Origin of the sequence: Arthrobacter sp. Soil736 (genome assembly GCF_001428005.1) — a bacterium.
Classification (GTDB): domain Bacteria; phylum Actinomycetota; class Actinomycetes; order Actinomycetales; family Micrococcaceae; genus Arthrobacter.
The window spans coordinates 1-23,396 of sequence record NZ_LMSB01000036.1 but is presented as its reverse complement, the minus strand read 5'-3'; the positions used below and the strand labels follow the sequence as shown (position 1 = coordinate 23,396).

Annotated in this window: 25 protein-coding genes; 11 read left to right on the top strand and 14 right to left on the bottom strand. The window is 65.9% G+C overall.

From position 1 onward, the window contains the following. Window positions 1–121: 121 nt before the first annotated feature. From ASG92_RS20025 to ASG92_RS20015, 3 genes are all read right to left on the bottom strand, one after another. A complete protein-coding gene (locus ASG92_RS20025; protein WP_056632394.1) occupies window positions 122–616 on the bottom strand; it encodes a hypothetical protein in 495 nt (164 codons plus the stop codon). A gap of 290 nt (window positions 617–906) precedes the next feature. Further along, a complete protein-coding gene (locus ASG92_RS20020; protein ID WP_056632392.1) occupies window positions 907–1,374 on the bottom strand; it encodes a hypothetical protein in 468 nt (155 codons plus the stop codon). A 153-nt stretch (window positions 1,375–1,527) separates the two neighbouring features. After that, window positions 1,528–1,995, bottom strand: a complete 468-nt coding sequence (locus tag ASG92_RS20015; RefSeq protein WP_056632389.1) for a hypothetical protein — start codon at window positions 1,993–1,995, stop codon at window positions 1,528–1,530. Between the two features lie 261 nt (window positions 1,996–2,256). On the opposite strand from ASG92_RS20015, the gene ASG92_RS20010 reads away from it, so the two are divergent. Next, window positions 2,257–3,546, top strand: coding sequence for a cyclopropane-fatty-acyl-phospholipid synthase family protein (locus ASG92_RS20010; protein ID WP_056632388.1), 1,290 nt, complete (start codon window positions 2,257–2,259; stop codon window positions 3,544–3,546). A gap of 159 nt (window positions 3,547–3,705) precedes the next feature. Here ASG92_RS20010 and ASG92_RS20005 read toward each other — a convergent pair whose 3' ends face one another. Further along, window positions 3,706–4,473, bottom strand: a complete 768-nt coding sequence (locus ASG92_RS20005) for an alpha/beta hydrolase (RefSeq protein ID WP_056632437.1) — start codon at window positions 4,471–4,473, stop codon at window positions 3,706–3,708. Between the two features lie 107 nt (window positions 4,474–4,580). Then, window positions 4,581–4,850 carry a hypothetical protein gene (locus ASG92_RS20000; RefSeq protein ID WP_056632385.1) on the bottom strand — a complete coding sequence of 90 codons (270 nt, stop codon included), beginning with the start codon at window positions 4,848–4,850 and terminating at the stop codon, window positions 4,581–4,583. 774 nt (window positions 4,851–5,624) lie between these two features. On the opposite strand from ASG92_RS20000, the gene ASG92_RS19995 reads away from it, so the two are divergent. Further along, window positions 5,625–6,110 carry a MarR family winged helix-turn-helix transcriptional regulator gene (locus tag ASG92_RS19995; protein ID WP_056632383.1) on the top strand — a complete coding sequence of 162 codons (486 nt, stop codon included), beginning with the start codon at window positions 5,625–5,627 and terminating at the stop codon, window positions 6,108–6,110. Window positions 6,111–6,492: 382 nt separating this feature from the next. Here ASG92_RS19995 and ASG92_RS19990 read toward each other — a convergent pair whose 3' ends face one another. Next, window positions 6,493–7,143 (bottom strand): NAD(P)H-dependent oxidoreductase, encoded by a 651-nt coding sequence (locus ASG92_RS19990; protein WP_056632380.1) that lies wholly within the window; start codon window positions 7,141–7,143, stop codon window positions 6,493–6,495. Between the two features lie 150 nt (window positions 7,144–7,293). Between ASG92_RS19990 and ASG92_RS19985 the strand changes: the two genes are divergently transcribed. Next, window positions 7,294–7,992, top strand: a complete 699-nt coding sequence (locus ASG92_RS19985; RefSeq protein ID WP_056632377.1) for a nitroreductase — start codon at window positions 7,294–7,296, stop codon at window positions 7,990–7,992. Then, window positions 7,989–8,717, top strand: coding sequence for an NAD(P)H-binding protein (locus ASG92_RS19980; protein WP_056632374.1), 729 nt, complete (start codon window positions 7,989–7,991; stop codon window positions 8,715–8,717). The genes ASG92_RS19985 and ASG92_RS19980 overlap by 4 nt, the downstream gene beginning before the upstream one ends. Before the next feature lie 386 nt (window positions 8,718–9,103). Here ASG92_RS19980 and ASG92_RS19975 read toward each other — a convergent pair whose 3' ends face one another. Together ASG92_RS19975 and ASG92_RS19970 are read right to left on the bottom strand one after the other, a co-directional pair. Beyond that, a complete protein-coding gene (locus tag ASG92_RS19975; RefSeq protein WP_082579629.1) occupies window positions 9,104–9,604 on the bottom strand; it encodes a recombinase family protein in 501 nt (166 codons plus the stop codon). 76 nt (window positions 9,605–9,680) lie between these two features. Beyond that, on the bottom strand, window positions 9,681–10,235 hold the full coding sequence (locus tag ASG92_RS19970) for a hypothetical protein (protein ID WP_056632371.1): 555 nt from the start codon (window positions 10,233–10,235) through the stop codon (window positions 9,681–9,683). Window positions 10,236–10,422: 187 nt separating this feature from the next. Between ASG92_RS19970 and ASG92_RS19965 the strand changes: the two genes are divergently transcribed. Together ASG92_RS19965 and ASG92_RS19960 are read left to right on the top strand one after the other, a co-directional pair. Further along, window positions 10,423–11,895 carry a diguanylate cyclase gene (locus ASG92_RS19965; RefSeq protein WP_240987224.1) on the top strand — a complete coding sequence of 491 codons (1,473 nt, stop codon included), beginning with the start codon at window positions 10,423–10,425 and terminating at the stop codon, window positions 11,893–11,895. A 29-nt stretch (window positions 11,896–11,924) separates the two neighbouring features. Beyond that, complete coding sequence (locus ASG92_RS19960) at window positions 11,925–13,217, top strand: NAD(P)/FAD-dependent oxidoreductase (protein WP_056632365.1); 1,293 nt, start codon at window positions 11,925–11,927, stop codon at window positions 13,215–13,217. A gap of 86 nt (window positions 13,218–13,303) precedes the next feature. On the opposite strand, the gene ASG92_RS19955 is transcribed toward ASG92_RS19960, so the two are convergent. Then, window positions 13,304–13,852 carry a TetR/AcrR family transcriptional regulator gene (locus tag ASG92_RS19955; protein WP_056632362.1) on the bottom strand — a complete coding sequence of 183 codons (549 nt, stop codon included), beginning with the start codon at window positions 13,850–13,852 and terminating at the stop codon, window positions 13,304–13,306. A gap of 115 nt (window positions 13,853–13,967) precedes the next feature. On the opposite strand from ASG92_RS19955, the gene ASG92_RS19950 reads away from it, so the two are divergent. After that, window positions 13,968–15,377, top strand: a complete 1,410-nt coding sequence (locus tag ASG92_RS19950) for an MFS transporter (protein ID WP_056632359.1) — start codon at window positions 13,968–13,970, stop codon at window positions 15,375–15,377. 101 nt (window positions 15,378–15,478) lie between these two features. Here ASG92_RS19950 and ASG92_RS19945 read toward each other — a convergent pair whose 3' ends face one another. The 3 genes from ASG92_RS19945 to ASG92_RS29310 form a co-directional block, all read right to left on the bottom strand. Continuing rightward, on the bottom strand, window positions 15,479–16,297 hold the full coding sequence (locus ASG92_RS19945; RefSeq protein ID WP_056632356.1) for a hypothetical protein: 819 nt from the start codon (window positions 16,295–16,297) through the stop codon (window positions 15,479–15,481). A gap of 94 nt (window positions 16,298–16,391) precedes the next feature. After that, on the bottom strand, window positions 16,392–16,535 hold the full coding sequence (locus tag ASG92_RS28515; RefSeq protein ID WP_162256343.1) for a DUF4180 domain-containing protein: 144 nt from the start codon (window positions 16,533–16,535) through the stop codon (window positions 16,392–16,394). 173 nt (window positions 16,536–16,708) lie between these two features. Continuing rightward, the gene (locus tag ASG92_RS29310) at window positions 16,709–16,870 is read right to left on the bottom strand and encodes a hypothetical protein (protein ID WP_200952028.1); all 162 of its coding nucleotides are present in this window, start codon (window positions 16,868–16,870) and stop codon (window positions 16,709–16,711) included. Window positions 16,871–16,989: 119 nt separating this feature from the next. Between ASG92_RS29310 and ASG92_RS19940 the strand changes: the two genes are divergently transcribed. Further along, entirely contained in the window at window positions 16,990–18,801 is a 1,812-nt protein-coding gene (locus ASG92_RS19940; RefSeq protein ID WP_240987223.1) for an SARP family transcriptional regulator, read from the top strand. A 131-nt stretch (window positions 18,802–18,932) separates the two neighbouring features. On the opposite strand, the gene ASG92_RS19935 is transcribed toward ASG92_RS19940, so the two are convergent. After that, complete coding sequence (locus ASG92_RS19935; RefSeq protein WP_024365339.1) at window positions 18,933–19,136, bottom strand: cold-shock protein; 204 nt, start codon at window positions 19,134–19,136, stop codon at window positions 18,933–18,935. Between the two features lie 345 nt (window positions 19,137–19,481). Here ASG92_RS19935 and ASG92_RS19930 point away from each other — a divergent pair, with 345 nt between their 5' ends. The 3 genes from ASG92_RS19930 (at window position 19,482) to ASG92_RS19920 (ending at window position 22,381) form a co-directional block, all read left to right on the top strand. Further along, entirely contained in the window at window positions 19,482–19,865 is a 384-nt protein-coding gene (locus ASG92_RS19930; protein ID WP_056632436.1) for a TfoX/Sxy family protein, read from the top strand. 138 nt (window positions 19,866–20,003) lie between these two features. Then, the gene (locus tag ASG92_RS19925) at window positions 20,004–20,480 is read left to right on the top strand and encodes a hypothetical protein (protein ID WP_056632352.1); all 477 of its coding nucleotides are present in this window, start codon (window positions 20,004–20,006) and stop codon (window positions 20,478–20,480) included. A gap of 29 nt (window positions 20,481–20,509) precedes the next feature. After that, window positions 20,510–22,381, top strand: coding sequence for a glycoside hydrolase family 15 protein (locus tag ASG92_RS19920; protein ID WP_082579627.1), 1,872 nt, complete (start codon window positions 20,510–20,512; stop codon window positions 22,379–22,381). Here the strand turns inward: ASG92_RS19920 and ASG92_RS19915 are convergent. Next, window positions 22,352–23,278, bottom strand: coding sequence for a hypothetical protein (locus tag ASG92_RS19915; protein WP_240987222.1), 927 nt, complete (start codon window positions 23,276–23,278; stop codon window positions 22,352–22,354). The two genes, ASG92_RS19920 and ASG92_RS19915, sit on opposite strands and share 30 nt — an antisense overlap. Window positions 23,279–23,396 lie beyond the last annotated feature (118 nt).

The following is a 23,396-nucleotide window of genomic DNA, read 5'->3' as shown; positions in this document are numbered from 1 at the left end:
CGCCCCCTCAGGGTGCGCAAGGTTCTGTGGATGCCATGAGGGGCCCGCCCAACACCCAGGGCCCGGCGGGGAAGCCGGGCCCTGGGTGTTTTGTGAGCCGGCGCCGCCGGCTGCGGGAATGTCAGTTCGACATCGACGTCGAGGCGCTGGTGCGCCACCCCGTGTACGCGGACCAGATTCCGTTGCTGCCTTCCTGCCACCTCGTCTTCTGGTAGACCTCCTCGTTTCCGATTTCGCCGTTGACCAGTGTCCGGACGTTGGAGATCGTCACCAGTCCGCTCGCGTAGTTCAGGTGGCGGCTGAAGTACGAGGTGCCGAGGTGGTCGTCAGGGTTGGGCCAGTCGTCATCCTCCCAGCGCTCCTGGGTGATGTTGATGTAGCGGTCGCTGTAGCAGCGGACTTGGATCCGGTAGTCCACCAGCTTGACGCCCGACGAATTGAACCCGGCGAAGACCGGCTTTAGCGGGGTGACCGAGCAGGCGTAGTTTGTGACGCTTGCTTGGGCGGGGGCGGCCAAGGCAACGGGCACGGACGCCAATCCCAGTCCGATCACCGACAGCAGGGCGAGCTTGCGGCGGACAGGGTGGGACTTTTTGGTTACTGATGATTTGAACAAGGGAGTGCTCCTGAGGGACGATCCGGTTTGGATGGGTGCGGTTTGAATGAGGTGCGCTGCCCCGGCGGGGTCCGAGGCCGTTCCGGACTGCTTATTGCTTTCCTTGAATCCGGTAACTCAATAGTGAAACCGGGCACCCCTCCCCCGCTTCCGTGCTAGCACTGCAAGTCTCCGACGACCCTTCGTAGTGCCAGCTTCCCCAACCACGTCTTGATCCACAGTCCGATCCGACGGGTGGCTGGCATTTCTGCCAGCCACCCGCCGTCGTGCGTTCCTGTTTTTCCGAAACGTTAGCGCGCAGGCACCTCGTCCACGAACGGCACCTGGGCGACGTACTGCTGATAAAGCTTCAATGCGTCGTCAATGGGGATGTGGCCAAAGTTCAACGTGTCCTGCAGCCCGTCCAGTTGTGCATTCGCAGTCTCTGCCGCAGTGACCTTGTCAGCCAAGGCATGTGAATTGGCAAAGTTGGTGGCCAGGGCAGCTGCTACGGACAGGATTACCGCTGCCAGGCACAGGAATCGCCACACCACGGAATCGTCGTTCAGCGAGAATATGCCCTGGACTGCTTCGGTGAACCCCGTCCCCCCGGCGGCCGGCCCGGCGGTGAGCATGGCGGCCAGTGCGCTGCCCACGATGCTGATGTTCGAGAGCCTGTTCCGGCGGGGCCGTTCGCGCCCCAGATAGGAGCGGATGGCTTGTTGCCTCTGTTCGATGCGGTCGGACAGCCTCTGACGCGTCTCCGGTGATTCGTCCATGATCTGCTACCAGCCTTCCCTGTCGGACGGTTGCGATCAGGATCCCACCGCCCAGATGCCCGGTCCAGACTCGGCCGCTCCGGTGCCGGCGGCCGCCATTGACCGCAGGGCAGCAAGGCAGGACGGCAGACAGGTATGGACAGACTCGACTCGTCAGCGCGAAGGCACCTCGCCCACGAACGGCACGTGGGACACGTATTGCTTGTACAGCAGCACCGCCTCGTCCGTGTCAATGTGGCCAAAGTCCAAAGCGACCTGCAGCCCTTCCAGTTGGGCGTTGGCCGCCTCTGCTGCGCTCACCTTCTCGGCCAGTGCAGGCGAATTGGCGGAGTTGGTGCCGAGCCCGGCCCCAACAGACAGGACGACCGCCCCCATGCAGAGGACTCGCCACACCACCGAAGGGTCGTCCAGGGAGAACATGCCTTGCACGGATTGTGTAAACGCGGTGCCGCCAAGGGCAGGACCGGCCGTGAGCATTGCGGCCAGGGTGCTCCCCACGACGCTAACGTTGGCGAGCCGGTTCCGGCGGGGCCGTGCACGTTCCAGGTAGGCGCGGATGGCTTGCTGCTTTTCTTCGATGCGGTCGGACAGCCTCTGACGCGTCCCCGGTGATTCGTCCATGATCTGCTACCAGCCTCCCGGTCCGACGGTGTGTGCGATCAGGATCCCACCGCCCGGAGTGCCGGTCCAGACTCGACTGCTGCTCACGGCGGCTCCCCGGGCGGCGGTGCGGACGGCCGAAGGCGGACCGACACGAAATCGGGACAGGCTTGTCTCCCTGTGCGGGGCCCGCGGGCTTGTGTAGCTTTATGTTCTAGTGGCGGGACTGCAACGGCGCAGCCCCGCCAGCCTGACGCGAGCACCGGACGAGAGGCGACTAACATGGCAAAGACATCGGGTGTGGCACCACGGCTGGCCAAAGCACTGGCCATTGTCCTGGGCACGGAGGAGATCCCCATCAGGCTGCGGGCCTGGGACGGCTCGGAAGCGGGTCCGGCAGATGCGCCGGTCATCGAGTTCCGGTCGCGGCGGGCGTTGCGGCGGATGCTGTGGTCGCCGGGGCAGCTGGGCCTGAGCCGGGCGTACGTGGCTGGCGAAATTGAAGCGCATGGCGACATCTTCGCCACCTTCACGGCCCTGAGCTCGGTGGGAAAGTTTGCCCGACCCGGCCCGTTCAGTAAGCCAACTCCACGTGAAATCTGGACGCTGCTCACCACCGCTGTCCGGCTGGGCGCGCTGGGGCCGAATCCCGCGCCGCCGCCGGAGGAAGCGAAGGTGGAAAGGCACGGCCGGCGGCACTCCAAGAAGCGGGACGCCGCGGCGATCTCCCACCATTACGACGTCGGCAACGACTTCTACCGTCTGGTCCTTGGCCCGTCGATGGTGTACTCCTGCGCGGTCTTTGACAGCGAGGAGACGTCGCTGGAGGCCGCCCAGGAAGCGAAGCTCGACCTGGTCTGCCGGAAGCTGGGGCTGAAGCCGGGGATGCGGGTGCTGGATGTGGGCTGCGGCTGGGGCAGCTTTGCCCTGCACGCCGCGGAACGCTACGAGGTGAACGTCGTGGGTGTCACGCTGTCCACCGAGCAGGCGGAGCGGGCCCGCAAGCGGGTTGCGGAAGCAGGGCTGACCGAGCGCGTGGAAATCCGGGTCCAGGATTACCGTGACATCGTCGACGGGCCGTTCGACGCGATCAGCTCCATCGGCATGTCAGAGCATGTGGGCCGCGAACAGCTCGGACGTTACGTCTCCCAGCTGCACCGGCTGCTGCGCCCGGGTGGCCGGCTGCTCAATCACGCCATTTCCTGGAACGCCGGGCCCACCGAGGATGACCCCGACTCCTTCATCCCCCGCTACGTCTTCCCCGACGGCGAGATGCTCAGCCTTTCGGACATGGTGGTGGCGCTGGAAGGCGGGCGCTTCGAGGTGCTCGACGTCGAGTCCCTGCGCAGGCACTACGCCCTGACGCTGCGGGCCTGGGTGCGGAACCTGGAGGAGAACTGGGACGAGGCGGTTCGGCTCGCCGGTGCGGGCAGGGCCCGGATCTGGCGGCTGTACATGGCATCCAGTGCGCTGGGCTTCGAGAACGGGCTGACGGGCGTGAATCAGGTTCTCGTGCAAAAGCACGGCGGCGAGGAACCGCCCCTGCGGCTGAGGGAATGGACGGCTGGCTGAACGGTTGATCGAGCCTGTCGAGATCCCCGCTGGTTGAGCTTGTCGAAACCCCCGCTGATTGAGCCCGTCGAAACCAGGTGCGCTGGCCCTCGATCTCGACAAGCTCGATCAGCGGGACCAAGCTCGATCAGCGGGGCGCGCGCTGGTTCAAGGAGGCCATTAAGGCCCTCGCCGGGCCGCCCGTTCCCAGTGATTCCGCAATAAACCCGCGAGCCGTTCCGGTTCGATCCGGTGCGGCGGATCGAAATGGTGGCGCTCTTCGAAAACTTCCAGGCGGAAGTCCGGAAACACCGTGGACAACCGGCTGGCAATCTCACCGTAGTCGTCCGGATTGCTCCGTGCGCCGAGGGCGAAGAAAACCGGCAGGTCAAAGCTTGCCAGCATTCCGCGGTCCAGTTCATAGCTCTTGAAAGTCCGGAGAAACGCCCTGATGCCCGCGGGTCGTTGGGCCATCCACGGCGGAGGGACGCTCGCCGGCGGCGGCGGAAGGACGACGTCGGGTCTGACCGCCAGCCGCATGAACGCCTTCATGAACTCGTCCGGCGGCAGGGCCTCCAGCGAGTCATGGTCCTTCCACACCTGGGCGTGGGCAGGGCTCCAGTCCCAGCGGCCGGCCCACGCCGGCTCCAGCAACGCCAGGCTCTGCAATCGCTCAGGGTGCCTGGCGGCGAAAGCCAGTGCCACCGCACCGCCGCCGGAATAGCCGAGTAGGTGGAACGTCGACCAGCCCCGGGCGTCGGCTTCGCGCACGACCCCCTCAACCTCTGTGTCCAGGCTCCAGTCCGCAGGGGGCTTGTCGTCCCCGTAGAGTTCAAGGTCTTTCGCGACGGCCTCAACATCCGGCCCCAAGGCCTCAATCAGGGCTGCATAGGCCAGCTCGGCGGGAAGCACAGAGCCAGGGAGAAGCATCGCCCGCGTCGGTTCCATGGAAGCAACCATACGCCTGGAGCCACTGCTGCCCCAGAGCTCTTACAACCGTCAAAGAACGGCGGCGTGCGCTGGTTGAGCCTGTCGAAACCAAGCGGGCCAACGGCTTACTCACCTATGCCGGGATGGACCTTGACGAAATCGATCTTGTTGCCCGGGCTGGTTTTCTTCTTCGCCGGGGACCTCGAGAAGCCCTTCGCGTCCAGGTGGTTCTGGGCGCGGTATTCGGCCAGCGCCTCGTCATAGGCCTTGTTGAGCCGGCCGCCCGAGACCTGCTCCGTCGTGCCGTCGGCAAACGTGATGGAAATCAGGACGCTTTCCGGAAAGTGCCGGTTCATCCGGATGAAGCCTTCTGCATCCTGCTGGAGAGTAATCAATGTGTTCCGCCTTCGTGGTCGTGGCTTACAGTCTCCCGCACTTTCGGGCTGCAGAGTGCTGCGCCGTCATCACAGAGGTGTGACTGTTAGTTGGGAATGGCGGTTTGATGGGTGGAGTTCAGAGGTTCCTCACCCTCCACTCTGGTTCCCGTAGGGTGCGAAGCTGGTTGAGGATTCGGAGGTTGAAGTGCGTGCGATTCTGTTGGGCGGGACCGGGGCCATAGGCGGTGCGACTGCGATGCTGCTCAACTCGTCGGCTCCTCCGAGGCGGCCGAGGAACATCCGACCGGAAACCGGCGCTAATACTGCAACCGCATCTGGGGTGTCTGGCCTTGGTGTTGATAGTGGCACCGGCGGGCTCGGGCCCGGCTGGTACGTCGGTAGCGTGACCAGTGCAGGCCGTGCTCGTGGCTGGAGCAGTGGGGAGTGACGATGACGTGCCCGATCAGCCGGCGGATCTCCGGAACGCTGAGAAGGTATGGAGTCGTGTTCCCCCCATCCGCTGCCCCGTTTTCGGCTTCTTCGGCGCGGAGGGCTGTCAGATAGGCCAGTGCCGCCATGGCGAGGTTAATGTGACGGTACCTAGAGCCGCGCCCGGTGGTGGTCCAGGGCGCACGCTCCCTTCACGGTCTGGAAGCACACCCGCCTGCCATCGCACCCCGCGGTCTTGACCGGGGGCCTTCCGGCGTGAGGTAACAGGGCCTCAGCAGACGCAACCGCATTTAATTTCGGATGATACCGTATCGATTGAGTTGATGGCTGTATTCTGGCTTCATGACCACCAACGCTTCTCGCAGAGCCACCGTCTCGCGTGTGACCGACCGCCCCGGGGATGCCTCGCCTTTCGCTCTCGGCTTGCTGCTTCGCCGGGCGCACTGGCACGCGGCCACGGTGATGGCGGAGGCGCTCCGGCCGCTCGGCATCGAGTTGCGGCATTTTGCCGTGCTGATCGTGCTAGTCGACCGCGGAGCCACAGTGCAGCGGGACTTGGCGGCAGCGACAGGGTCGGACAAGGCGGGAATCATGCGGGTCGTGGACGACCTGGAGCGTAGGGGGCTGGCCGTACGCAAGACCGTTCCGGGGGACCGGCGGGCGCGGGCAGTGGAGATCACGCCTCAGGGACTCGAGCTTTTCGATGCAGCCCATGTGGCGGCGGACCCGCTGGCTGAGCGTCTAGTTGCCGAACTTGGGCCCGGCGAGCCCGAGCAGCTGACGGATCTGCTGACCCGGTTTGCCTATCCCGCAGGCGGTGAGGCGTAGCCCGGGCACCGGCTGCCTGCCGCGTAGGCGCGCTTCGTCTTGCGCGGCTTTCGCGGCGAACGCGGCCTTGAGAGCTGCGGCCATCGTCGCTACGCGACGTACCTGGCCGGGGGGGCGGTCAGGAATTCATCGCCGACGGGGACCGAGCTGTCCGCTCGGCTACCGCGCAGCACACCTGTCCGGCGGTGTGCTCTTCGCCCCCGCACGCATCGTCGTCTCGATGCGGCGCCTGCCGGCAGGCCCAGCGCCCCGGCCGCCCCCAGCGCCGGGCCACCGGTTCCCAGGGACAGGGCCACCGTCACCATTGGAGAGGGCGCAGGCGACGAGGACGCCGGGTGACGTCCCGGGTCGAGGCGCCGCACGGCGTCTATGGCCCGGGGCGTTACGCGGCGAGGCGCTCCGCGAGTTCCTTGGCCTTGGTGGTCGCGTCCTCGAAGGCGCGCTTCCGGGAGGCCTCGTACAGGGGGACCAGTTCAGACATGGCCGGGTTGCGGGGGGCCATGGTGAGTTCCGGGACGATGAAGTCGAGGTCCAGGCCGAGGGTGCCCTTGAGGACGGCCTCCAGGTAGTTCTGTACGAACTCGTAGCCCTCGCGCGGGGTGCCCGGCGCGTAGGAGCCGCCGCGGCTGGCGACGACGGTGACCGGGGTGCCCTGGGCGGAGGGGGTCTCGCCCGCGGTGCGGCCGAGCAGGATCACGTTGTCCAGCCACGCCTTCAGGGTCGACGGGATCGAGTAGTTGTACATGGGGGCGCCGATCAGGACGGCGTCCGCCTGCTCCAGCTCCTCGATGAGCTTCACGCGCGCGGGGAACGCGGCGGACTGCTCCGGGGTGCGCTCGGACGGGGCGGCGAAACCGGCGGTGTGGGCGTCGGCGGTGATGTGCGGGACAGGGTTGGCGGCGACGTCGCGGTAGATCACCGTGCCCTCCGGGTGCTGCTCCTGCCAGGCCTTGCGGAAGGCGTTCGCGACCGAACGGGACGAGGACGCCTCGCCGGGGAACACGGACGAGTCGATGTGTAGCAGCGTGGCCATGGAATTTCTCCTAAAGAACGGTGCCCGAGGCGGGGAACCAAGGGCTGAGGATTCGTACTCAACGATAGTTAAACACGAGATGGTATTGAATGATACAGTTTCGAGTGTAACCGAGGTAGGCATGTTGAACAGACACGGAGGTAAAACATCATGGACGTCTATGAGGCGGTAACCAGCCGACGAGCGGTGCGCGGATTCACCGACCGACATGTCCCCAGGGAGGTGCTGGAGCGCGTGCTGTCCGCCGCGGCTTGGGCGCCGTCCGGATCGAACATCCAGCCGTGGCACGCCTACGTGCTGACGGATGGACCGCTGGCCGAGCTCAAGAAGCGCGCCGGCGAACGCGTGACCGCAGGCGACCCCTGGGACGAGCCCGAGTACGAGCAGTACCCGCCCGCACTGAAGTCCCCGTACCACGAACGCCGATCCGCCTTCGGGGAGCAGCGCTACGGCGCACTCGGTATTTCGCGCGAGGACTGGGAGGCGCGCCAGAGGGCCGCTTCCGCGAACTGGGACTGCTTCGGCGCGCCCGCCGCCCTGTTCTGCTACATCGACCGCGACCTGGGCCCGGCCCAATGGGCCGACGTCGGCATGTATCTGCAGACCGTCATGCTGCTGCTCCGCGCCAAAGGGCTGCACAGTTGCCCGCAGATGGCATGGGCGAAGTATCACAAAACCGTCGCCGAGGTCCTGTCACCCCCGGACGATCTCATCCTCTTCTGTGGCATGTCGATCGGGTTCGAGGACGGCACGGAGGGTAACGCCCGTACGGGCCGGGCGCCCCTTGACGAGACGGTCACGTTCGTCGAGGGTTTGACGGACACACTCTGGACGAAAGGCATGTCATGAAGTTCGCAATCATCGGCGGTACCGGGCTGATCGGGTCGCAGGTCGTCAAGAATCTGAACGCCGCCGGGCACCAGGCGGTACCGCATTCCCAGTCCACCGGAGTCGACGTCATCAGCGGCCAGGGCCTGGACGAGGCGGTCGCGGGAGCCGACGTCGTCGTCAACCTGACGAACTCCCCCACCTTCGACGAAGCCTCCCCGGCCTTCTTCCAGACCTCAATGGACAACCTCCTGGCCGCGGCCCAGAAGGGCGGCGTCGGCCACTTCGTCATCCTCTCGATCGTCGGCGCGGACCAGGTCCCGGAACTGGACTACTACCGCGCCAAGGTGCTCCAGGAGGACATCCTCGCGGCCGGGCCGATCCCCTACTCGATCGTCCGGGCGACGCAGTTCATGGAGTTCATGGACGCCGTCCTGTCCTGGACCGCCGACGGTGACACCGTCCGGTTGCCCGCCATGCCGATCCAGCCGATCGCCTCCAAGGATGTGGCCAACGCGGTGGCGGAGGTGGCCGCGGGCGCCCCGCTGAATGGCATTCGCAACATCGCCGGCCCCGAGATCTTCTCCCTGGACGAGCTGGGCCGGATCACCTTGTCCCGCAAGGACGACTACCGTACCGTCGTTACCGACCCGACCGCCGGCATGTTCGCCGTCGTCAAGGGTGACGTCCTCACCGACAAGGACGCTCACCTCGCCCCCACCCGCTACACCGACTGGCTCTCCTGACTCGGCCAGACCCCCTCTCAGGCGCCCAGACGGCAGAGAGCCAAGCCCTTGCCCGCTGTGGGTGATGACAAGAACTCGGCACGGCGGCCAGTGGTGGTCTATGACGCTTGACACAGCAACCGCATCTACCGTGACGGGTTGCTGGACTGGCTCGTTGTTGTGACCGTGCAATGAATCGTTGACGGTTGCCGGACGGTGGGGGTTCCGCCTGGCAGGGGGTCCTGGGCTACCTCGGGTTCTTCCGTCTTCGGCAAAGCGGAGGCATGAGCTCGTCGGCGATCGCATTCGAGCGCTCTGTGGGCATTCGCCGCAACTCTCGCTCGAAGGGCTTAGCCTCCATGGGGCGATAGACCCTAAGTTGTGGGACAGGCTTATCCCGCAACTGCTTAGCGTAGGTGCGCACTTGGGTGTCTATCGGGAAAGTAGCTTTTGGCCGTCTGGGCGCAGTTCGCCCGCCAGTGACACGTGCCGCCGTTTCGGCCGCGGGCGCGGGCGGAGGCGAGGCCGGCGATGGTGCGTTCGGAGATGAGTTCGCGTTCGAATTCTGCGAGGGCGGCGAAAATTCCGAAGATGAGCTTCCCGGACGGTGTGGTCGTGTCGATGGCCGCTCCTTGGCCGGTGAGGACTTTGAGGCCGATGCCGCGTTCGGTCAGGTCGTGGACGATGTTGACCAAGTGGCGCCGGTCCCGGCCGAGCCGGTCGAGTTTCCAGACGACCAGGGTGTCGCCGTGGCGCAGGGCTTTGAGGCAGGCGGCCAGCTGGGGCCGGTCATCCTCCTTCCCGGAGGCTATGTCTTCGTAGAGGGAGTCCGTGTGGATGCCGGCGGCGAGGAGCGCATCACGCTGCAGATTGGTGGTCTGGGAGCCGTCCGCCTTCGAGACCCGCATATATCCGACGACTTTCGTGTTAGTTGAGAATGGCGGTTTTTTCGCAGTTCGGATGGCGGTTGGATTCGGGGACACCCTACTTAGGCGCGTCGCTGGCGATCGGGTAGCTGAGTTCCTCCAAGCAGGCCAGCACGGTGCCAGGCTCACGTGTCGAGAAGTACCATGGGGGCCCGGAGACCGGAACGAACTTGATGCCGTCGTGAGGATAAAGCCACGTCCGGACGCGCTGGACTTGCGCGATGTCCTTTCGCCGAAGAATCCATGGTCCAAAGAACCGCCCCAGACCGTACGCCAGGCTGAATTCGAAGGCGTCCGCGGTAGGGCTCAGCACCAAGAGCCGGAGCTGCGGGGAGGTCAGGAAGCTTTCGGATATCACGAAATTCCCCTGGATCGTGCCGCCGCCCTCGAAATGCTCCTCCTCGAGGAACACTTCGGGCGGGGCTGGTTCTTTCCGCAGGTTGGTAACCGTCATGGCGACACCTGCGAAGGCGACCATTACACCGGAGAGGATGAACTGGACCCGGGTGGGGGTTATTGCCGCGAAAAAGACGGCCGCGCACAGAAGCCAGAGTTGGAACGGGGTGATCCGAATCTTCGGGATCCGCCGCGGTCGGTGTTCCCTTGCATTCATTTAGGCCCCTCGCTATCGGATGCTAGCGGCAACGATAGGCGCAAGCCGCGTTGATGCAACAGCGGAACCGCCAATCCAGGCTGTGACTTAACAGCCATTCTCAGCTAACGCTGACAACAGAAGATCCAACCACGAAATGTCCCGGCAGCAACGCCGTTGGGAACCCCGCTCCTGCTAGCCTCCTCGTATGACAACCGGACCGATGGTCGGGTCAACCGACCCTCGCGAGACGGCCCCGGAGACAACGCCCGCTGACCCGGCTGATTCGGCACACAGCACTCCCCCAACCCCGGCGGACCCCACGAGACCGGCCCGCACTTGGAGCCTGCAGCGCGAGTGGTCCAGGGCGTTCATCGTCATGCTGTTGGCGCTGATACTTGGCGCGATCGTCACCATTGTGGGGGTGCGTGCCGTCGTGCACCAGCTGGAGACGACAGCCAGCCAGATCCAGCTCGAGTCCCGCGCGGCCGCAACACTGGCCGCCGCGGTTGACGACCACGAGCAGCTGGGGCACCAGCTCCTGTCCGATGCGCCGGTAAACCGTCAGGCGTTCATGCTGCAGCAGCGGGACATCGCGAAGCTGTTCGACGACGCCGCCGGGGTCCTGCCGGCGGAAAACGGCATGCAGTCCGCCCTCCGCCAGGCCCGTCAGGACTGGGAGGCGGCCCTGGCAGCGCGCGGCCTGTGGGGAGGCCAGGTGCTGGAACTCAAGGGAAACCATGTGGCGGAAACTCCGGCCTTCGCCGCGGCCAGCAAGGGCGTGCGCGACAAGCTCATAGACATCCAGCGTTCCTCACTCGAGGCGCTGGACAGGGGGCTCGTTGACACCGGCGACCTTGAACAGCTGCTGATCGTCGGCAGGACGGGACTGTTGGCCGTGGCAATCGGCGCCACCCTGTACTTCCGCCGCCGCATGGTCAAGGACCTGATGCGGCCCGTGAACAGCCTGCGCCGCGGCGTCCATAAGCTGCAGGCCGGGGACTACAGCCACCGCATCGACGTCGCCCGGCGGGACGAGCTGGGCGAACTGGCAACCGCGTTCAACGGGATGGCCGCCGCCCTCCAGGACAGCCACCGCACGCTGACCCACCGCGCCACCCACGACGCCCTCACCGGCCTCGCCAACCGCGCTGCCCTGACCGAGCGGCTGGCGGGTTCCTTTGCATCCGGCAGCGACCTCAGGACGCAACACGAGGGCCTGCTCTTCATCGACATTGACGACTTCAAGGACGTCAACGACTCCTTCGGCCACGAGGGCGGCGACGAGCTCCTCATCCAGCTGGCGGCCCGGCTCCGGGCCAGCGTCCGCAGCCACGACATGGTGGCCCGGCTGGGCGGCGACGAGTTCGCCGTCGTCGTTCTCAATAACGACGACGGCACTCCCGCCACGGGGCCCGTCGCCGACCGGATTTACGAGACGCTCAGCGAGCCGTTCCTCATCGGCGATCATCCGCTGACCGTGTCCGTGAGCATCGGCGTGGCCCAGCGGAGCGCCGAAACGGCCGACGCCGCTGAGCTGCTGCGGCAGGCGGATTCCGCCATGTACGCGGCGAAACACGGCGGAAAGGCGCGCTACGAGGTGTACAGCCGCGAGGGGAACCATCCGAAACGGCAGGTGCGTCCGTCGCTGTCCAAGCGGGCCTCCGACAGCTCCTCCTGAAGCGGCCGCTGCGGGCGTACACTCCTCCCATGGGACCGGACGTAGATGCCGCTGCCAAGAACCTGGAGCCCCCGGGCGATGAGGTGGACACCCTCATTGTCGGCGCCGGGCAGGCGGGTTTGGCCATGAGCTACTGGCTCGGGCAGGCCGGCGTCGAACACCAGTTGCTCGAGCGGCGCCCCGCCCTCGGAGGCGCGTGGCAGGACCGGTGGGATGCCTTCGTCCTGAACACGCCGAACTTTTCGCTGGCCCTCCCCGGCATGCCCTACGACGGGCCCGACCCGGAGGCCTTCATGCCGCGCCCGGACGTCGTGGATTACATGCGGAAGTACGCGGAGACCGTCGGCGCCCCGGTCCGCACGGACACTGATGTCACGCGGATCGCCCCCGGCAACGGCGGCGGGTTCAGCGTGGAAACGAACCGGGGAGGCTGGCGGGCACGCAACGTGGTGCTGGCCACAGGCGGCTACCAGGTACCGAAAATCCCCGCGCTGGGCACACGGCTGCCGGACCACGTCCTGCAGCTGCACACCGATGCCTACCGCAACCCGGAACAGCTGCCCGCGGGCGCCGTCCTGATCGTGGGTACCGGCCAGTCCGGCGGCCAGATCGCGGAGGAGCTGCTCGCCGCCGGCCGCGAGGTCCACCTGGCGGTGTCCACGTGCCCGGAGGCGCCGCGCCGGTACCGCGGCAAGGACATCCTCCATTGGCTGATGCAGCTGGGCCAGCACGGCCCCGAGTACGGGCTGAACGCACTGACCGTGGGGCAGCTGCCCTCCCCCGCGGCGCGGTTCGCCTGCAACCCCCTGGTGTCCGGTGCCGACGGCGGCCACGACATCCACCTCAGGGACCTGGGCCGCCGCGGCGTCCGGCTGCACGGCCACCTGGAAGCAGCCGACGACGGCGAACTCGCCTTCAGCGATGACCTCCCCGAGCGTCTGGCCACAGTGGAGGCCGGGTTCGGGCAGCGGCTGCAGCCGGTGATCGACGCGTACATCGCCGCCGCGGGGATTTCGGCGCCGGCGGCTGAAGCGCCGAGGGCGGATGGCTGGCTGCCGGACGGACCCGCGCGGGTGAAGCTGGAGACGGAGGACATCACGTCCGTCGTCTGGGCCACCGGCTACAAGCTGGACTTCAGCATCCTGGACATCCCGGTCCTGGACGAGTGGAACTACCCCCGGCACAGCAGGGGCGTCACCGAACATCCCGGACTCTACGCCGTGGGGCTGCCCTGGCTGACGAGCCACGGCTCATCGATCTTCGCCGGCGTGGGCCGGGACGCGAAGTATATCGCGGAGCACATCGCTGGAAACGCTGGTTGAGCCTGTCGAAACCCCGGGGCCCGCTGGTTGAGCCTGTCGAAACCAAGGGGACCGCTACTTGGCCTCGAACGTGCTCTCTGAAGCCGTCAGGGAGCGAGCAGTCCGTCGGCGACGATCGCGAGCATCGATGCCACTGAGTCGGAGGGAAGCGCGCTGTTGTCTGCGACTGCAGCCACACCGCCGACAAGCCGACTGATTTGCATTGCCTCGACCCCGGGGCGCAGGGCCGAGTCCAACGCGTCAATCAAGCGCTGATTCGCGTTGAGGTACGTCTGGCATTTTGCCGCGAACGGAGACCCTGGATCGCCCAGCGCAGCAGTGATCCGCGCGGCCGCACCCTTGTGTTCCGTCAGCATCGCCGCATAATCAGTCAACCAAGTCAACAGCTGCTCCCGCGCGGGGGCATCGAGCGCCAGCGCGCTGTCGACGGTGGCGTTGACCTTCTCCGCCCAAGCCTCGAGAACCGCGTCGTACAGCGACTCCTTGGTCGGGAAGTGCCGGTACAGCGTGCCGGGGCCCACCTCGGCCCCTTTGGCGACCTCGTCCATCGATACGGCGTCGAAGCCTTTGGCGCGGAAGAGCGCACGTGCGACCTCCACGATCCGATCGCGGTTGCGTTGAGCGTCAGCGCGCAAAGAAACACCTCTCAAGACATGGTTGCAAAACGGAGAGTGTCTCCGTATAGTTCTAACCGGAGCATCTCTCCTCTTAGTGTACGTCAGCCCTCCGGCTAGAACAGGACACCACTCCATGACACCCACAATCGCCACACGGGCGCCCGCCGGGATCGCGCCATCCGGCCGCCGCGCCGGCAGCATTGGCCTCTGGCTGGTCATGCTTGCCCAACTCATGCTTGTTCTCGACGCGACGGTCGTGAACGTCGCACTCCCCCACATCGCCACTGATCTCCACTTCACCCGGGCCGAGCTCAGCTGGGTCTTGAACGGCTACGCCGTTGCCTTCGGCGGCCTCTTGCTGCTCGGCGGACGGATCGGAGACGTCTTAGGCCGTCGCCGCACGTTCCTGGTGGGCGTCGCAGCCTTCACGCTCTTCTCGCTGCTCGGCGGCCTCGCCACCTCGCCCCTTCTCCTCGTCATCGCACGCGCACTCCAGGGCCTCGGTGCCGCGTTCGCCGCCCCGAGCGTGCTCGCCCTCATTACCACGAGCGCGCGGGACGATGGCGCGCGGAACCGCGCACTTGCATTGTTCTCCGCTATCGCCTCGATGGGCGGCGCGCTCGGGCTCATTCTTGGCGGCCTGCTCACCGATTTGACCAGCTGGCGGTGGACCCTCTTCATCAACGTGCCGATCGGCGTCGTCGTCCTCATTGCCGTGCCGCGCCTTGTCGCCGAAACTCCCCGGAGACCCGGGCGCTTCGACGTGCTCGGAGCGGTGACCGCAACGGGCGGCGCCGTTGCCATCGTGTGGGCCCTCATCCAAGCGGGCGACGTCGGCTGGTCCAGCCCCCGCACGATCGGCGGACTTGTGGTCGGCGCAGCGCTGATCGCCGTGCTCGCCTTCACCGAGCGGAGAGTGGCCCATCCCCTGCTCCGCCCGCAGCTGCTCCGCAGCCCGAGCCGAGTGGCGGCTCTGGCGGCGATGGCGGCCACCTACGGCGGGATGCTGGCGATGTTCTTCCTCATGGTCCAGTACCTCGAAGACGATCTGCACCTCACGCCAATGGTGACCGGGCTGGCGTTCCTGCCGATGCCCCTGAGCATCTTCGCGATGTCGCGGATAGTCCCGCGACTCGTCGAGCGCTTCGGGGCCGTCCGCCTCGTCATCCTCGGCGCCGCCCTTCGCGTTGTCGCCTTCCTGCCGCTCACGCAGCTGAATCCGAACACCCCCTTCGTGATCGTCATGGTTGCCCTGCTGTGTACGGGAATCTCGGCCGGCCTGACGTTCATGCCGCTCACGACGCTCGCGCTTCGCAATGTCGAACCCGAGCACGCAGGGTCCGCCTCCGGGCTTTTCCAGACAATGCAGCAACTTGGCGGCGCCGTCGGACTGGCCATCGTGGCTTCGACCTACGCGGCGTTCGCTGTCCCCGGCGACTTCCTGACCGGCGGGCGGGCTGGTTTCTGGTCGGCGACCATCCTCTCCGCCCTCGCGCTGGCAGCCGTCCTTGGGCTGGTCATCAGACCTCGAAGGGTGGCGTGAGGGCGCCGTTCGATGACATTCCGGCCCACCCGCTACGACGAACTCAACTCACCTGCCGAGGCGGAGCCGTTCTCCGAGCCATCAGGATCTGGCTGACAGATTTAGGGGACCCGCCCCAGGCCGGCCCCACGAAACCATTCCCTGGCGCCCGCCTGTACCGAAGGCATCACGAGTCGCTCAACAACCCGCGCCGGGGGTCCTTCGAAAAAGTACCTCGCCTCGTCCGGGTCCTTGTCCGGGTCCATGGACCCGATGGCTGCGAGGCGGCGAAAGAGGGCCTGCTGGTCCAGGAAGGGAAGCTTTACGCCGTTGCCATCGGTCAGCACGCCCCAGCGCGACGTGAACAGCGAAAAAGTCCCTGGCCTTGCGCCGGTTTCCAGTACGAGCGGACAGGCTCCGCCGCTGAGCTGAATCCGGCGGTAGTTGGGCTCCGTTTCGTCCAGAGCCGCCAACTGGCCTTCATCAAGCCACGACACCCAGACGGCGGCGCACTCCCCCGTCCGGAAATAGGGAGCCGCCGCGATGTAGCCGGGTTTGCTCACGTGCGCGGAATGGCCGACACCCACGTTGTGCAGCTGGCCGCGGACCAGCGGCAGAATTCTGCTGACTGGCTGGCTGTGGTTTGCAAACTTTCTCCGCAAGACGTCCAGACTGGAATTCGAGCCGATGGAGACCACCGGAAAGCGGGAGTCCAGCGGTGCCGCATTGGCTTCGATGAGGACATCATCTAGCCAGGAGAAAATAGAGGCGTCTCCACTCCGCTGCTGCCGTTGTCCAAAGCGTCGGGGGCCAAACTGTCTGCCGGTTACAAACCGTGCAGGCAGGAAGTCGTCGCCACTCATCACCCCCGAGGTTGTGGGTGGAGTCCACGGGTACCGCAGGGGATCAAGCTGGCTCAACGCGCTGATTCCGGTTTCCATGGGTTCACCTCCGGGCCGCTCTGAACGCACATGGATATTCAGAGACATTACTCCTCGCCGCTGCGCACCGGAACGGCGAACGGAGCCTCAGCCGTCAGCTGAGGCCGGCCCGGACCGCCAACTTCTCGTTGAGCGCCTCGTTGTCGGGCAGGAACCCCAAGTAATCGCCGCGGTTGGACTCCCACACGAAGGCATCGAAGGCGTCACTCTGCGCCTGGTACCCGCTGACGTCGCCCACGATTGCGGCTCAGTTTAGCCACCGGCCCTCACAAAAGTACGACGGCGGGAGGCCGGCAGATCAGCCAGCTCCCGCCGTCGGGGTTCGGTTGGTTGAGCGCTCCGGCCCGCGGATGAGCCTGCCGAAACCCGCCGGTTGAGCCCGCCCCGCCGGCTAAGCCAGCCGAAACCCCTCTAGAGCCGCGCCTCCGAAAACGGCACGCTCGGAAGGTTGCCTACTTTCCACGGCTCGGTGGAGCGCACGCCGGGAGTGTGGCCCCGGCCGTCGGTGAGGACGGAACGGACGGTGGCCGAGACAACCCAGAGTCCGACAAGCAGGAGGATGAGCAGTTCCATGGTGATGCACCTCGGTTGAGTGTGTGCTGATTGGGTGATTTCAGTCTGTCCGGCCGGCGTGTGAGCAAGCGTGTGAAGCAGCGCAGACGCCGGAGAGCCGCAGCAGTAACATGGGCGGTATGGCCGAGACGTGGATCCGGCTCCTCGGTCCGCCCCGGATCGAGTCCCCTGGCGCAACTCCCCCGCAGCCCAGAGGCCGCAAGGCCTGGGCGGTGCTGGCTTACCTCGCGCTGCAGGCGGAGGGCACTGGCCGCTCCCGGACAGCCGCGCTGCTGTTTCCGGATGCCGAGGATCCGCTCGGCGCCCTGCGCTGGAACCTGTCCGAGCTGCGGCGGACCCTCGACGGCGTTGAAATCGCCGGCGATCCCCTGCGGATGGCTGTGCAGCCGCCGTGGCGCTGCGACGCCGTCGACGTGGTTGACTCGGGCAGCAGCCCGGGCCTTGACCCCCGACGGCTCGACGGCCAGCTGCTGGAGGGGCTGTCCTTCGCCGATTGCCCCGTCTTTGATTCGTGGCTGGCGGACCAGCGGTACCGGCTCGACAACGTCGTTCAGTCCCTGCTCTATGAGGCCGCGCTGGCCGCATTGGCTTCGGGCGCTCCCGGCGAGGCGGTGGAGCTGGCGACGCTCGCGCTGCAAGGGGACCCCTTCCACGCGGACTGCAACGCCGTGCTGGTCAAGGCGCTCGTGGCCCTGGGCGAGCACCGCCGGGCCCGGGAGCACGTGACCAAATGCGGAGAGCTCTACCGCCAGGAACTCGGCCTGCCGCTGCCCGCGGAAGTCCTTCAGGCCCTGTCGGCTGCGGCTCCGGCGGCGGACCCCGGCATGCCGGCCACCGTGGCGACGGTCCGGTCCTATCTCGACGCCGGAGGCGCGTCACTCTCGGCGGGCGCCGTGGACCGGGGGCTGGATCAGCTGCGGCTCGCCGTCGTACTCGCCCAGCGCACCGCCGACCGCCACCTGCTCGCCGAGTCCCTCGTGACGCTGTCCGGGGCGCTGATCCACCAGGCGGGCGGCCGCGGCGCCGAGGTGGCGGACTTCCTGCACCAGGCGCTGTCGGCGGAAGGGCCCGACGGCGCCTCCCGAACTGCCGCCGCTGCTTACCGCGAGCTGGGCTACCTGTCGGTGCAGCGGGGTGTCCCCGACCGCGCGGCCGGGTGGCTTGACCGGGCGATGGTGGCAGCCGAGGGATTTCCCGACGAACAGGCAAGGATTCTGGCCATCCAGGGGATGCTGGCCTCCGACACTGCGCGGTACGCGGACGCCGTGACGGCGCTGACCGAATCCGGAAGGCTCGCCAAGGCCGTGGGGAACCGCCGTCAGCAAGCGTTCAGCGAGGCGCTGCTCGGCCGGGTGCACCTGCTCCGCGGGGAGCTGGAGCCGGCGGCGGCATGCTTGGACCGGGCGCTGGACTGGATTGCGGCGGAACACTGGACGGCGTTCGAACCGTTTGTCGACGGGGTCCGGGGAGAAGCGTATCTTGCCGCCGGCCGGCTGGAGGAAGCTGCCGAACTGATTGACCGGTCCTGGGTGATGGCCGATTTGGCGGGTGACCACTGCTACATGGCTTTGGCGGCAGGCGCCGAGGCACGCCTTTTCCTGGCGCACGGCGATCTGGTGGCCGCCGCACACTGGGTTGACCGGGGACTTGAGCCGAAGCCGTGGTACCTCTGGTATTCGGCGCGGCTGCTGGATACGGCGGCGGAAGTCGCCATCGCGGCCCGGTCTCCGCGCGCTTCAGAATTCGTGGAGCGGTTGGGCGAGCTGGCGAGCCGCAGCGGGATGCGGGAGTTCGTGGTGCGGGCGCAGTCCCACCGGGCAGTGCTCGGCGACGAGGCAGCGGCGCAAACGGTGCCCTGGCTGGCGAAGGAGATCGACAATCCCGCATTGGAGGCGTTCCTGGCGCAGCGCCACAATGGCCTCGCCGATTGAGCTTGTCGAAATCAGCCTGTCGAAACCCCAAACAAGCACACCCGGGTTAACAAAAGCAGGGCCCGTCAAAGACGGACCCTGCTCGAAACCTTACGGCTCCGGACTCAGAAGAGTTAGCTAGAAGCTAAGTCTTAGAGAGCCTGGATGTTTACGGCCTGGGGACCCTTGGGGCCCTGCTCGGTTTCGAAGGAGACCTTCTGGTTCTCTTCGAGGGAGCGGAAGCCGGAGGAAGCGATCGCAGAGTAGTGTGCGAAGACGTCCTGTGAAGAGTCATCGGGGGAAATGAAGCCGAAGCCCTTTTCAGCGTTAAACCATTTGACGGTACCAGTAGCCATTATTTTTGTCCTTCGTGAAGGTGGAGGAAAAGTCCCGACTTTCGGGTCCTCCGGTGTGGGGTGTTCAAAACCGCTACTTCAGAAGAACGCGGACTTTCGACCGCGCGTACTGCCTGAACTACCAAATACAAACACAACAACGGTCTCTACACTACACGGGTTTCTGGGCCGGCCTGACCAAAAGACGAATGGGCGAAGGTCCGCGCAGTACGGAAGGCACCTGCAGACCGCCCGGACGACCCCGCCCGCCACGGACCGCAAATGGCCTCGCCCGCGCCCCCGGAACGCAATATGCTTCAAACAAACCAGCCCATCGTGCTCCCACGCGAACCGGAAGATGAAGCCATGCAGATGCCCAAGCCGTCAGAGGCAGACAAGGAACATTTCCGCGCCGTCATGCCGTCGGACCCCGACGTTGTAGTCAAGCCGATGTTCGGCAACCTTGGCGCCTTCGTCAACGGGAACATGTTCGCGGGCCTCTTCGGCCCCACCATCGGGGTTCGGCTTTCGGATGCCGACCGGGCTGTGCTGGAGGGGTCCGAGCGGACCGTTCCCTTTGGACCTGAGGAGCGTCCGATGGGCGGCTACACGGGATTGCCGGAAGTATGGAACGCCGAGGGCGACGGCGATAACGCGCGGGCCAAAGCCTGGGTGGCGAAGGCCTACTCCTACGCGGCCGGGCTGCCACCCAAGGAGCCGAAGGCTTCCAAGCCCCGCGCGAAGAAGTAGCCGCCGCCGTCGGACCTTGATTGCCGTGCCCCACCCTTCTAAAATTAGAGAATCTAGTTTTAGAAGGGTGGGGCATGGAAACGGCACAAGGGGCACCCGCGTCACGCACGCCCGGGCGACAGGGACCCGGGGATTGAAATGGACTGGCAAGGCTGGGCGCTCTTCGGTCTGCTCGCCACCGCAGCCCTGACCGTGGTGATGATTGCCTCCCAGATGGCCGGCTGGACCCGGCTCGATCTGCCTTTGGTCTTGGGCACCCTTGTCACGGCGGACCCGGATAAGGCGCGGATCGCCGGGTTCTTCATTCACCTGGCCGCAGGGCAGGCATTCGCTCTCGGATACGCGGCGGTCTTTGCGCTGTTGGGCAGGGCCACATGGTGGATCGGCGCACTGCTGGGGCTCCTGCACGTTGCCGTTGCGCTGACCGTCATTCTCCCCCTGCTGCCTGGGGTTCATCCCAGAATGGCCACCACCAGAGCCGGTCCGGCGAGCCGGGCGGTTCTGGAGCCCCCGGGCCTGTTGGCTTTGAACTACGGGATTCAGACACCGGCCGTCGCCGTGGCAGCCCACGTGATCTACGGCTCCATGCTGGGATTGCTCCTCACGGTCCATTGAGGCCGCAGTCAGAGGGAAGGTGCACGCGGATGGAAGCTGTTAGCGGCAGAGCGACCTTCCACTCGTCTGCCCTCTCGGATTACGGGCTGCTCGGTGATACGCGTACGGCGGCTCTGGTCTCGGCCGACGGGAGCCTCGACTGGCTTTGCGCACCAACGTTCGACGGTGAACCCGTTTTCGGTGCACTGCTCGGCGGCCCGGAAGCAGGAGCCTTCCGTGCCGGCCCCGCCCTGCCCGCCCGGCGCCTCGTCCGTCAGTACCGGCCACACACCGCCACGCTCGAGACGATATGGGCCACGGACGGAGGCACACTTTCACTCACCGAAGCCATGGTGGCGGAAGTATCAGGCCGCCTGCTGCCCACCACTCTCCTTATCCGGAAACTGGCCGCCGAAGGCGCCCCCGTGGACGCCGTCATCGACTTTGACCCCCGCCTCGGCGAACACCACCTCCGCCCCCGCATCCGGTCCGGCCAGCACCTGATCTGCGAATGGGGCGCCCTGGCCATGTCGCTCGGCTGCAGTGGTGGGTTCACTTTGGAGCCAGGCACGACGACGGCAATCACCGTCACACCCGGCCGCCCGGTTGTGCTGGTGCTCGCCCTGGCCTACGCCGAACCACTGATCTGCGTCGCTCCTGAAACCGCCTGGGAACTGGTGGAAGCCGACGAAAACCGCTGGCGGGAATGGGCGTCAGGCATCAGTCGGGACATCCCGTTCCGTGAGCCGGTCCTGCGGAGTCTCCTGACGCTGAAGCTGCTGACCTATGCCCCTTCGGGCGCGCCCGTCGCGGCACCCACCACGTCCTTGCCCGAGGACCCCGGCGGCGTGCGCAACTGGGACTATAGGTTCGCCTGGCCACGGGATGCCAGCATCGGCATCGGCGCTTTCCTCGGCACGGGCAAAGACAGCGAGGCTCTCAACTTCCTGAACTGGCTGTTGCACGCCAGCAGGCTGCAGCGGCCGCGGCTGCCGGCCCTGCTGACGCTGACAGGAGGGCATGTACCCCGCGAGCGCACTCTTCGGAACTGGCCCGGCTACCTTGGCAGCGCTCCCGTGCGGGTGGGCAACGGAGCCTCTCACCAGCATCAGCTCGACGGCTACGGCTGGGTCCTGGACGCCGCATGGAACCTCGTCCAGCAGGGGCACAGGCTGAATTCGGAGACGTGGCGGGCGATCCGGGGCTTTGCGGACCTGGTGGCGCGGCGCTGGCACGAGCCGGACGCCGGCATCTGGGAAATCCGCGCCGATGCGGCACACCACGTGCACTCCAAGGTGATGGGCTGGCTCGCCCTGGACCGGGCATTGCGGATCGCCCGTACCCATCCCGTTAGCGTCCGGCGGCGGCGACGGTGGGATTCAGCGAGAAACGATATCGCCGCCGAGATCAGGACCAAGGGCTTCGACCCCGCCAGGAACACCTACACCCGCACCTACGGATCCGGGGACCTCGACTCGGCCCTGCTTATCCTGCCTGTGACTGGCTTCGAGGCAGCGGACTCTGCGCGTCTTCTGGGAACAGTGGATGCGGTCTGGGCGGAGCTCTCGGCTGGCTACCCGTTCCTCTACCGCTACCCGCCGGGACAGGACGGGCTGCCCGGGGCGGAGGGGGCCTTCCTGCCCTGTTCGTTCTGGCTTGCCCAGGCGCTCGCCCGGACTGGAAAGACAGCGGAAGCCGCAGAGTTGCTTGAGGCTCTGCTGAACATCGCCAATCCGCTGGGCCTCTTCAGTGAGGAAGTCGACCCCGCCACCGGGGCCCTTCTCGGAAACTATCCCCAGGCACTGACCCACGCCGCGCTGGTCCAGGCAGCCCTGGCCCTCCGCGATGCTGCGGCGGAGGAGCTGACGGCAGGCGGATGTGCTGTTGGAAGCCTAGGGCAGGACAACATTCACGAGTTCTGACCGGCTGCCGGTCTCCAGGTCCTCGGTAAGCACCAGCGAACCCACCTGGGGGCAGTGATATTTATGCTCCCGTGAATTCTTTTCAAGCGGCGTCCAGTCGTAGACCTTGACGCAGTCGGTGTATGTGCCGGTTTTCGTCGAGACGGTCTCGCCGGTGGCGACGATGTCCCGCATGTCTTCTGCCTGACCAACGTAAAATTCCTGCCTATAGGAGTCGCCAACGCGCTGCTCGGCCTTCATCCAAATGCCGGCTTTTGCCCCGTCTTTTCCATGGAGAAAGCTGCCCGAATGGTGCAGCAACATCCCATTCCAGTAGTTGTTCACGTCCTCGCCGAAGTACCACACGTCGCCGTTCCTATGTTGCGCCAGGTAATCCCGGGTTTCCTCAACCAGGTGGCCGTTCTTGTATTCCTTGTCCAGATAGACAACCGTCTCAACGCCCTCAATGGTCATGGTCTCCTGCAGGATTTCGATTTCGATCCTCTCGGTGACTCTTCCTTGCTGGGTAGTTTCGTAAGTCAGTTTTTTGCCGACAGGGAGGGCGAAGTATTTATTGGTTATTTTGGTGGTGAAATCGGCAGGGTCGATCTGCGGATTGTACTCCGCGGCCCTGCTCCTTTTTGTGGTGTCGAAGACAAATAATGTCGCCCCGCCGACAACCAGCAACAGGACGATGAGAGCAAAGAAGATTTTGGTTCGTGGATTCATGACCTTTCCCACTCCTTCTGAGTAGAAATTCCTGTCGGGGTCAGAGCACCGTTGCTTGCCCATGGCCATAGAAAAAAAGGTAGTGCAGTCCGCCCTGAACCAGAACACCTCGATGAACATCGCGCGTGGAGATGCGCCGCCACCCCGCAGCGTCAGTGAAGGTACGATCTGTCTCAGCGAGCGGGACACCGCCCGACTTCACTTTGCCGGCTCTTCGCGGTTCGTGGGGAAATTGATTCCCGGATGAGTGTCATGCCGCCGTCCGGACGGCACTGGTCATGAGAATAACCGATTTGTAATTGCCTGC

Bases quoted from the DNA above. Each gene is read 5' to 3' on its own strand.
- ASG92_RS19970 (WP_056632371.1), bottom strand. From the start codon at position 10,235: ATGAATGCAAGGGAACACCGACCGCGGCGGATCCCGAAGATTCGGATC.
- ASG92_RS19930 (WP_056632436.1), top strand. From the start codon at position 19,482: ATGCAGATGCCCAAGCCGTCAGAGGCAGACAAGGAACATTTCCGCGCC.
- ASG92_RS20010 (WP_056632388.1), top strand. From the start codon at position 2,257: ATGGCAAAGACATCGGGTGTGGCACCACGGCTGGCCAAAGCACTGGCC.
- ASG92_RS19940 (WP_240987223.1), top strand. From the start codon at position 16,990: ATGGCCGAGACGTGGATCCGGCTCCTCGGTCCGCCCCGGATCGAGTCC.
- ASG92_RS20005 (WP_056632437.1), bottom strand. From the start codon at position 4,473: ATGGAACCGACGCGGGCGATGCTTCTCCCTGGCTCTGTGCTTCCCGCC.
- ASG92_RS19960 (WP_056632365.1), top strand. From the start codon at position 11,925: ATGGGACCGGACGTAGATGCCGCTGCCAAGAACCTGGAGCCCCCGGGC.
- ASG92_RS19950 (WP_056632359.1), top strand. From the start codon at position 13,968: ATGACACCCACAATCGCCACACGGGCGCCCGCCGGGATCGCGCCATCC.
- ASG92_RS19975 (WP_082579629.1), bottom strand. From the start codon at position 9,604: ATGCGGGTCTCGAAGGCGGACGGCTCCCAGACCACCAATCTGCAGCGT.
- ASG92_RS19965 (WP_240987224.1), top strand. From the start codon at position 10,423: ATGACAACCGGACCGATGGTCGGGTCAACCGACCCTCGCGAGACGGCC.
- ASG92_RS20020 (WP_056632392.1), bottom strand. From the start codon at position 1,374: ATGGACGAATCACCGGAGACGCGTCAGAGGCTGTCCGACCGCATCGAA.
- ASG92_RS19980 (WP_056632374.1), top strand. From the start codon at position 7,989: ATGAAGTTCGCAATCATCGGCGGTACCGGGCTGATCGGGTCGCAGGTC.
- ASG92_RS29310 (WP_200952028.1), bottom strand. From the start codon at position 16,870: ATGGAACTGCTCATCCTCCTGCTTGTCGGACTCTGGGTTGTCTCGGCC.
- ASG92_RS19985 (WP_056632377.1), top strand. From the start codon at position 7,294: ATGGACGTCTATGAGGCGGTAACCAGCCGACGAGCGGTGCGCGGATTC.
- ASG92_RS19920 (WP_082579627.1), top strand. From the start codon at position 20,510: ATGGAAGCTGTTAGCGGCAGAGCGACCTTCCACTCGTCTGCCCTCTCG.
- ASG92_RS19945 (WP_056632356.1), bottom strand. From the start codon at position 16,297: ATGGAAACCGGAATCAGCGCGTTGAGCCAGCTTGATCCCCTGCGGTAC.
- ASG92_RS19990 (WP_056632380.1), bottom strand. From the start codon at position 7,143: ATGGCCACGCTGCTACACATCGACTCGTCCGTGTTCCCCGGCGAGGCG.
- ASG92_RS19995 (WP_056632383.1), top strand. From the start codon at position 5,625: ATGACCACCAACGCTTCTCGCAGAGCCACCGTCTCGCGTGTGACCGAC.
- ASG92_RS19925 (WP_056632352.1), top strand. From the start codon at position 20,004: ATGGACTGGCAAGGCTGGGCGCTCTTCGGTCTGCTCGCCACCGCAGCC.
- ASG92_RS19935 (WP_024365339.1), bottom strand. From the start codon at position 19,136: ATGGCTACTGGTACCGTCAAATGGTTTAACGCTGAAAAGGGCTTCGGC.
- ASG92_RS20015 (WP_056632389.1), bottom strand. From the start codon at position 1,995: ATGGACGAATCACCGGGGACGCGTCAGAGGCTGTCCGACCGCATCGAA.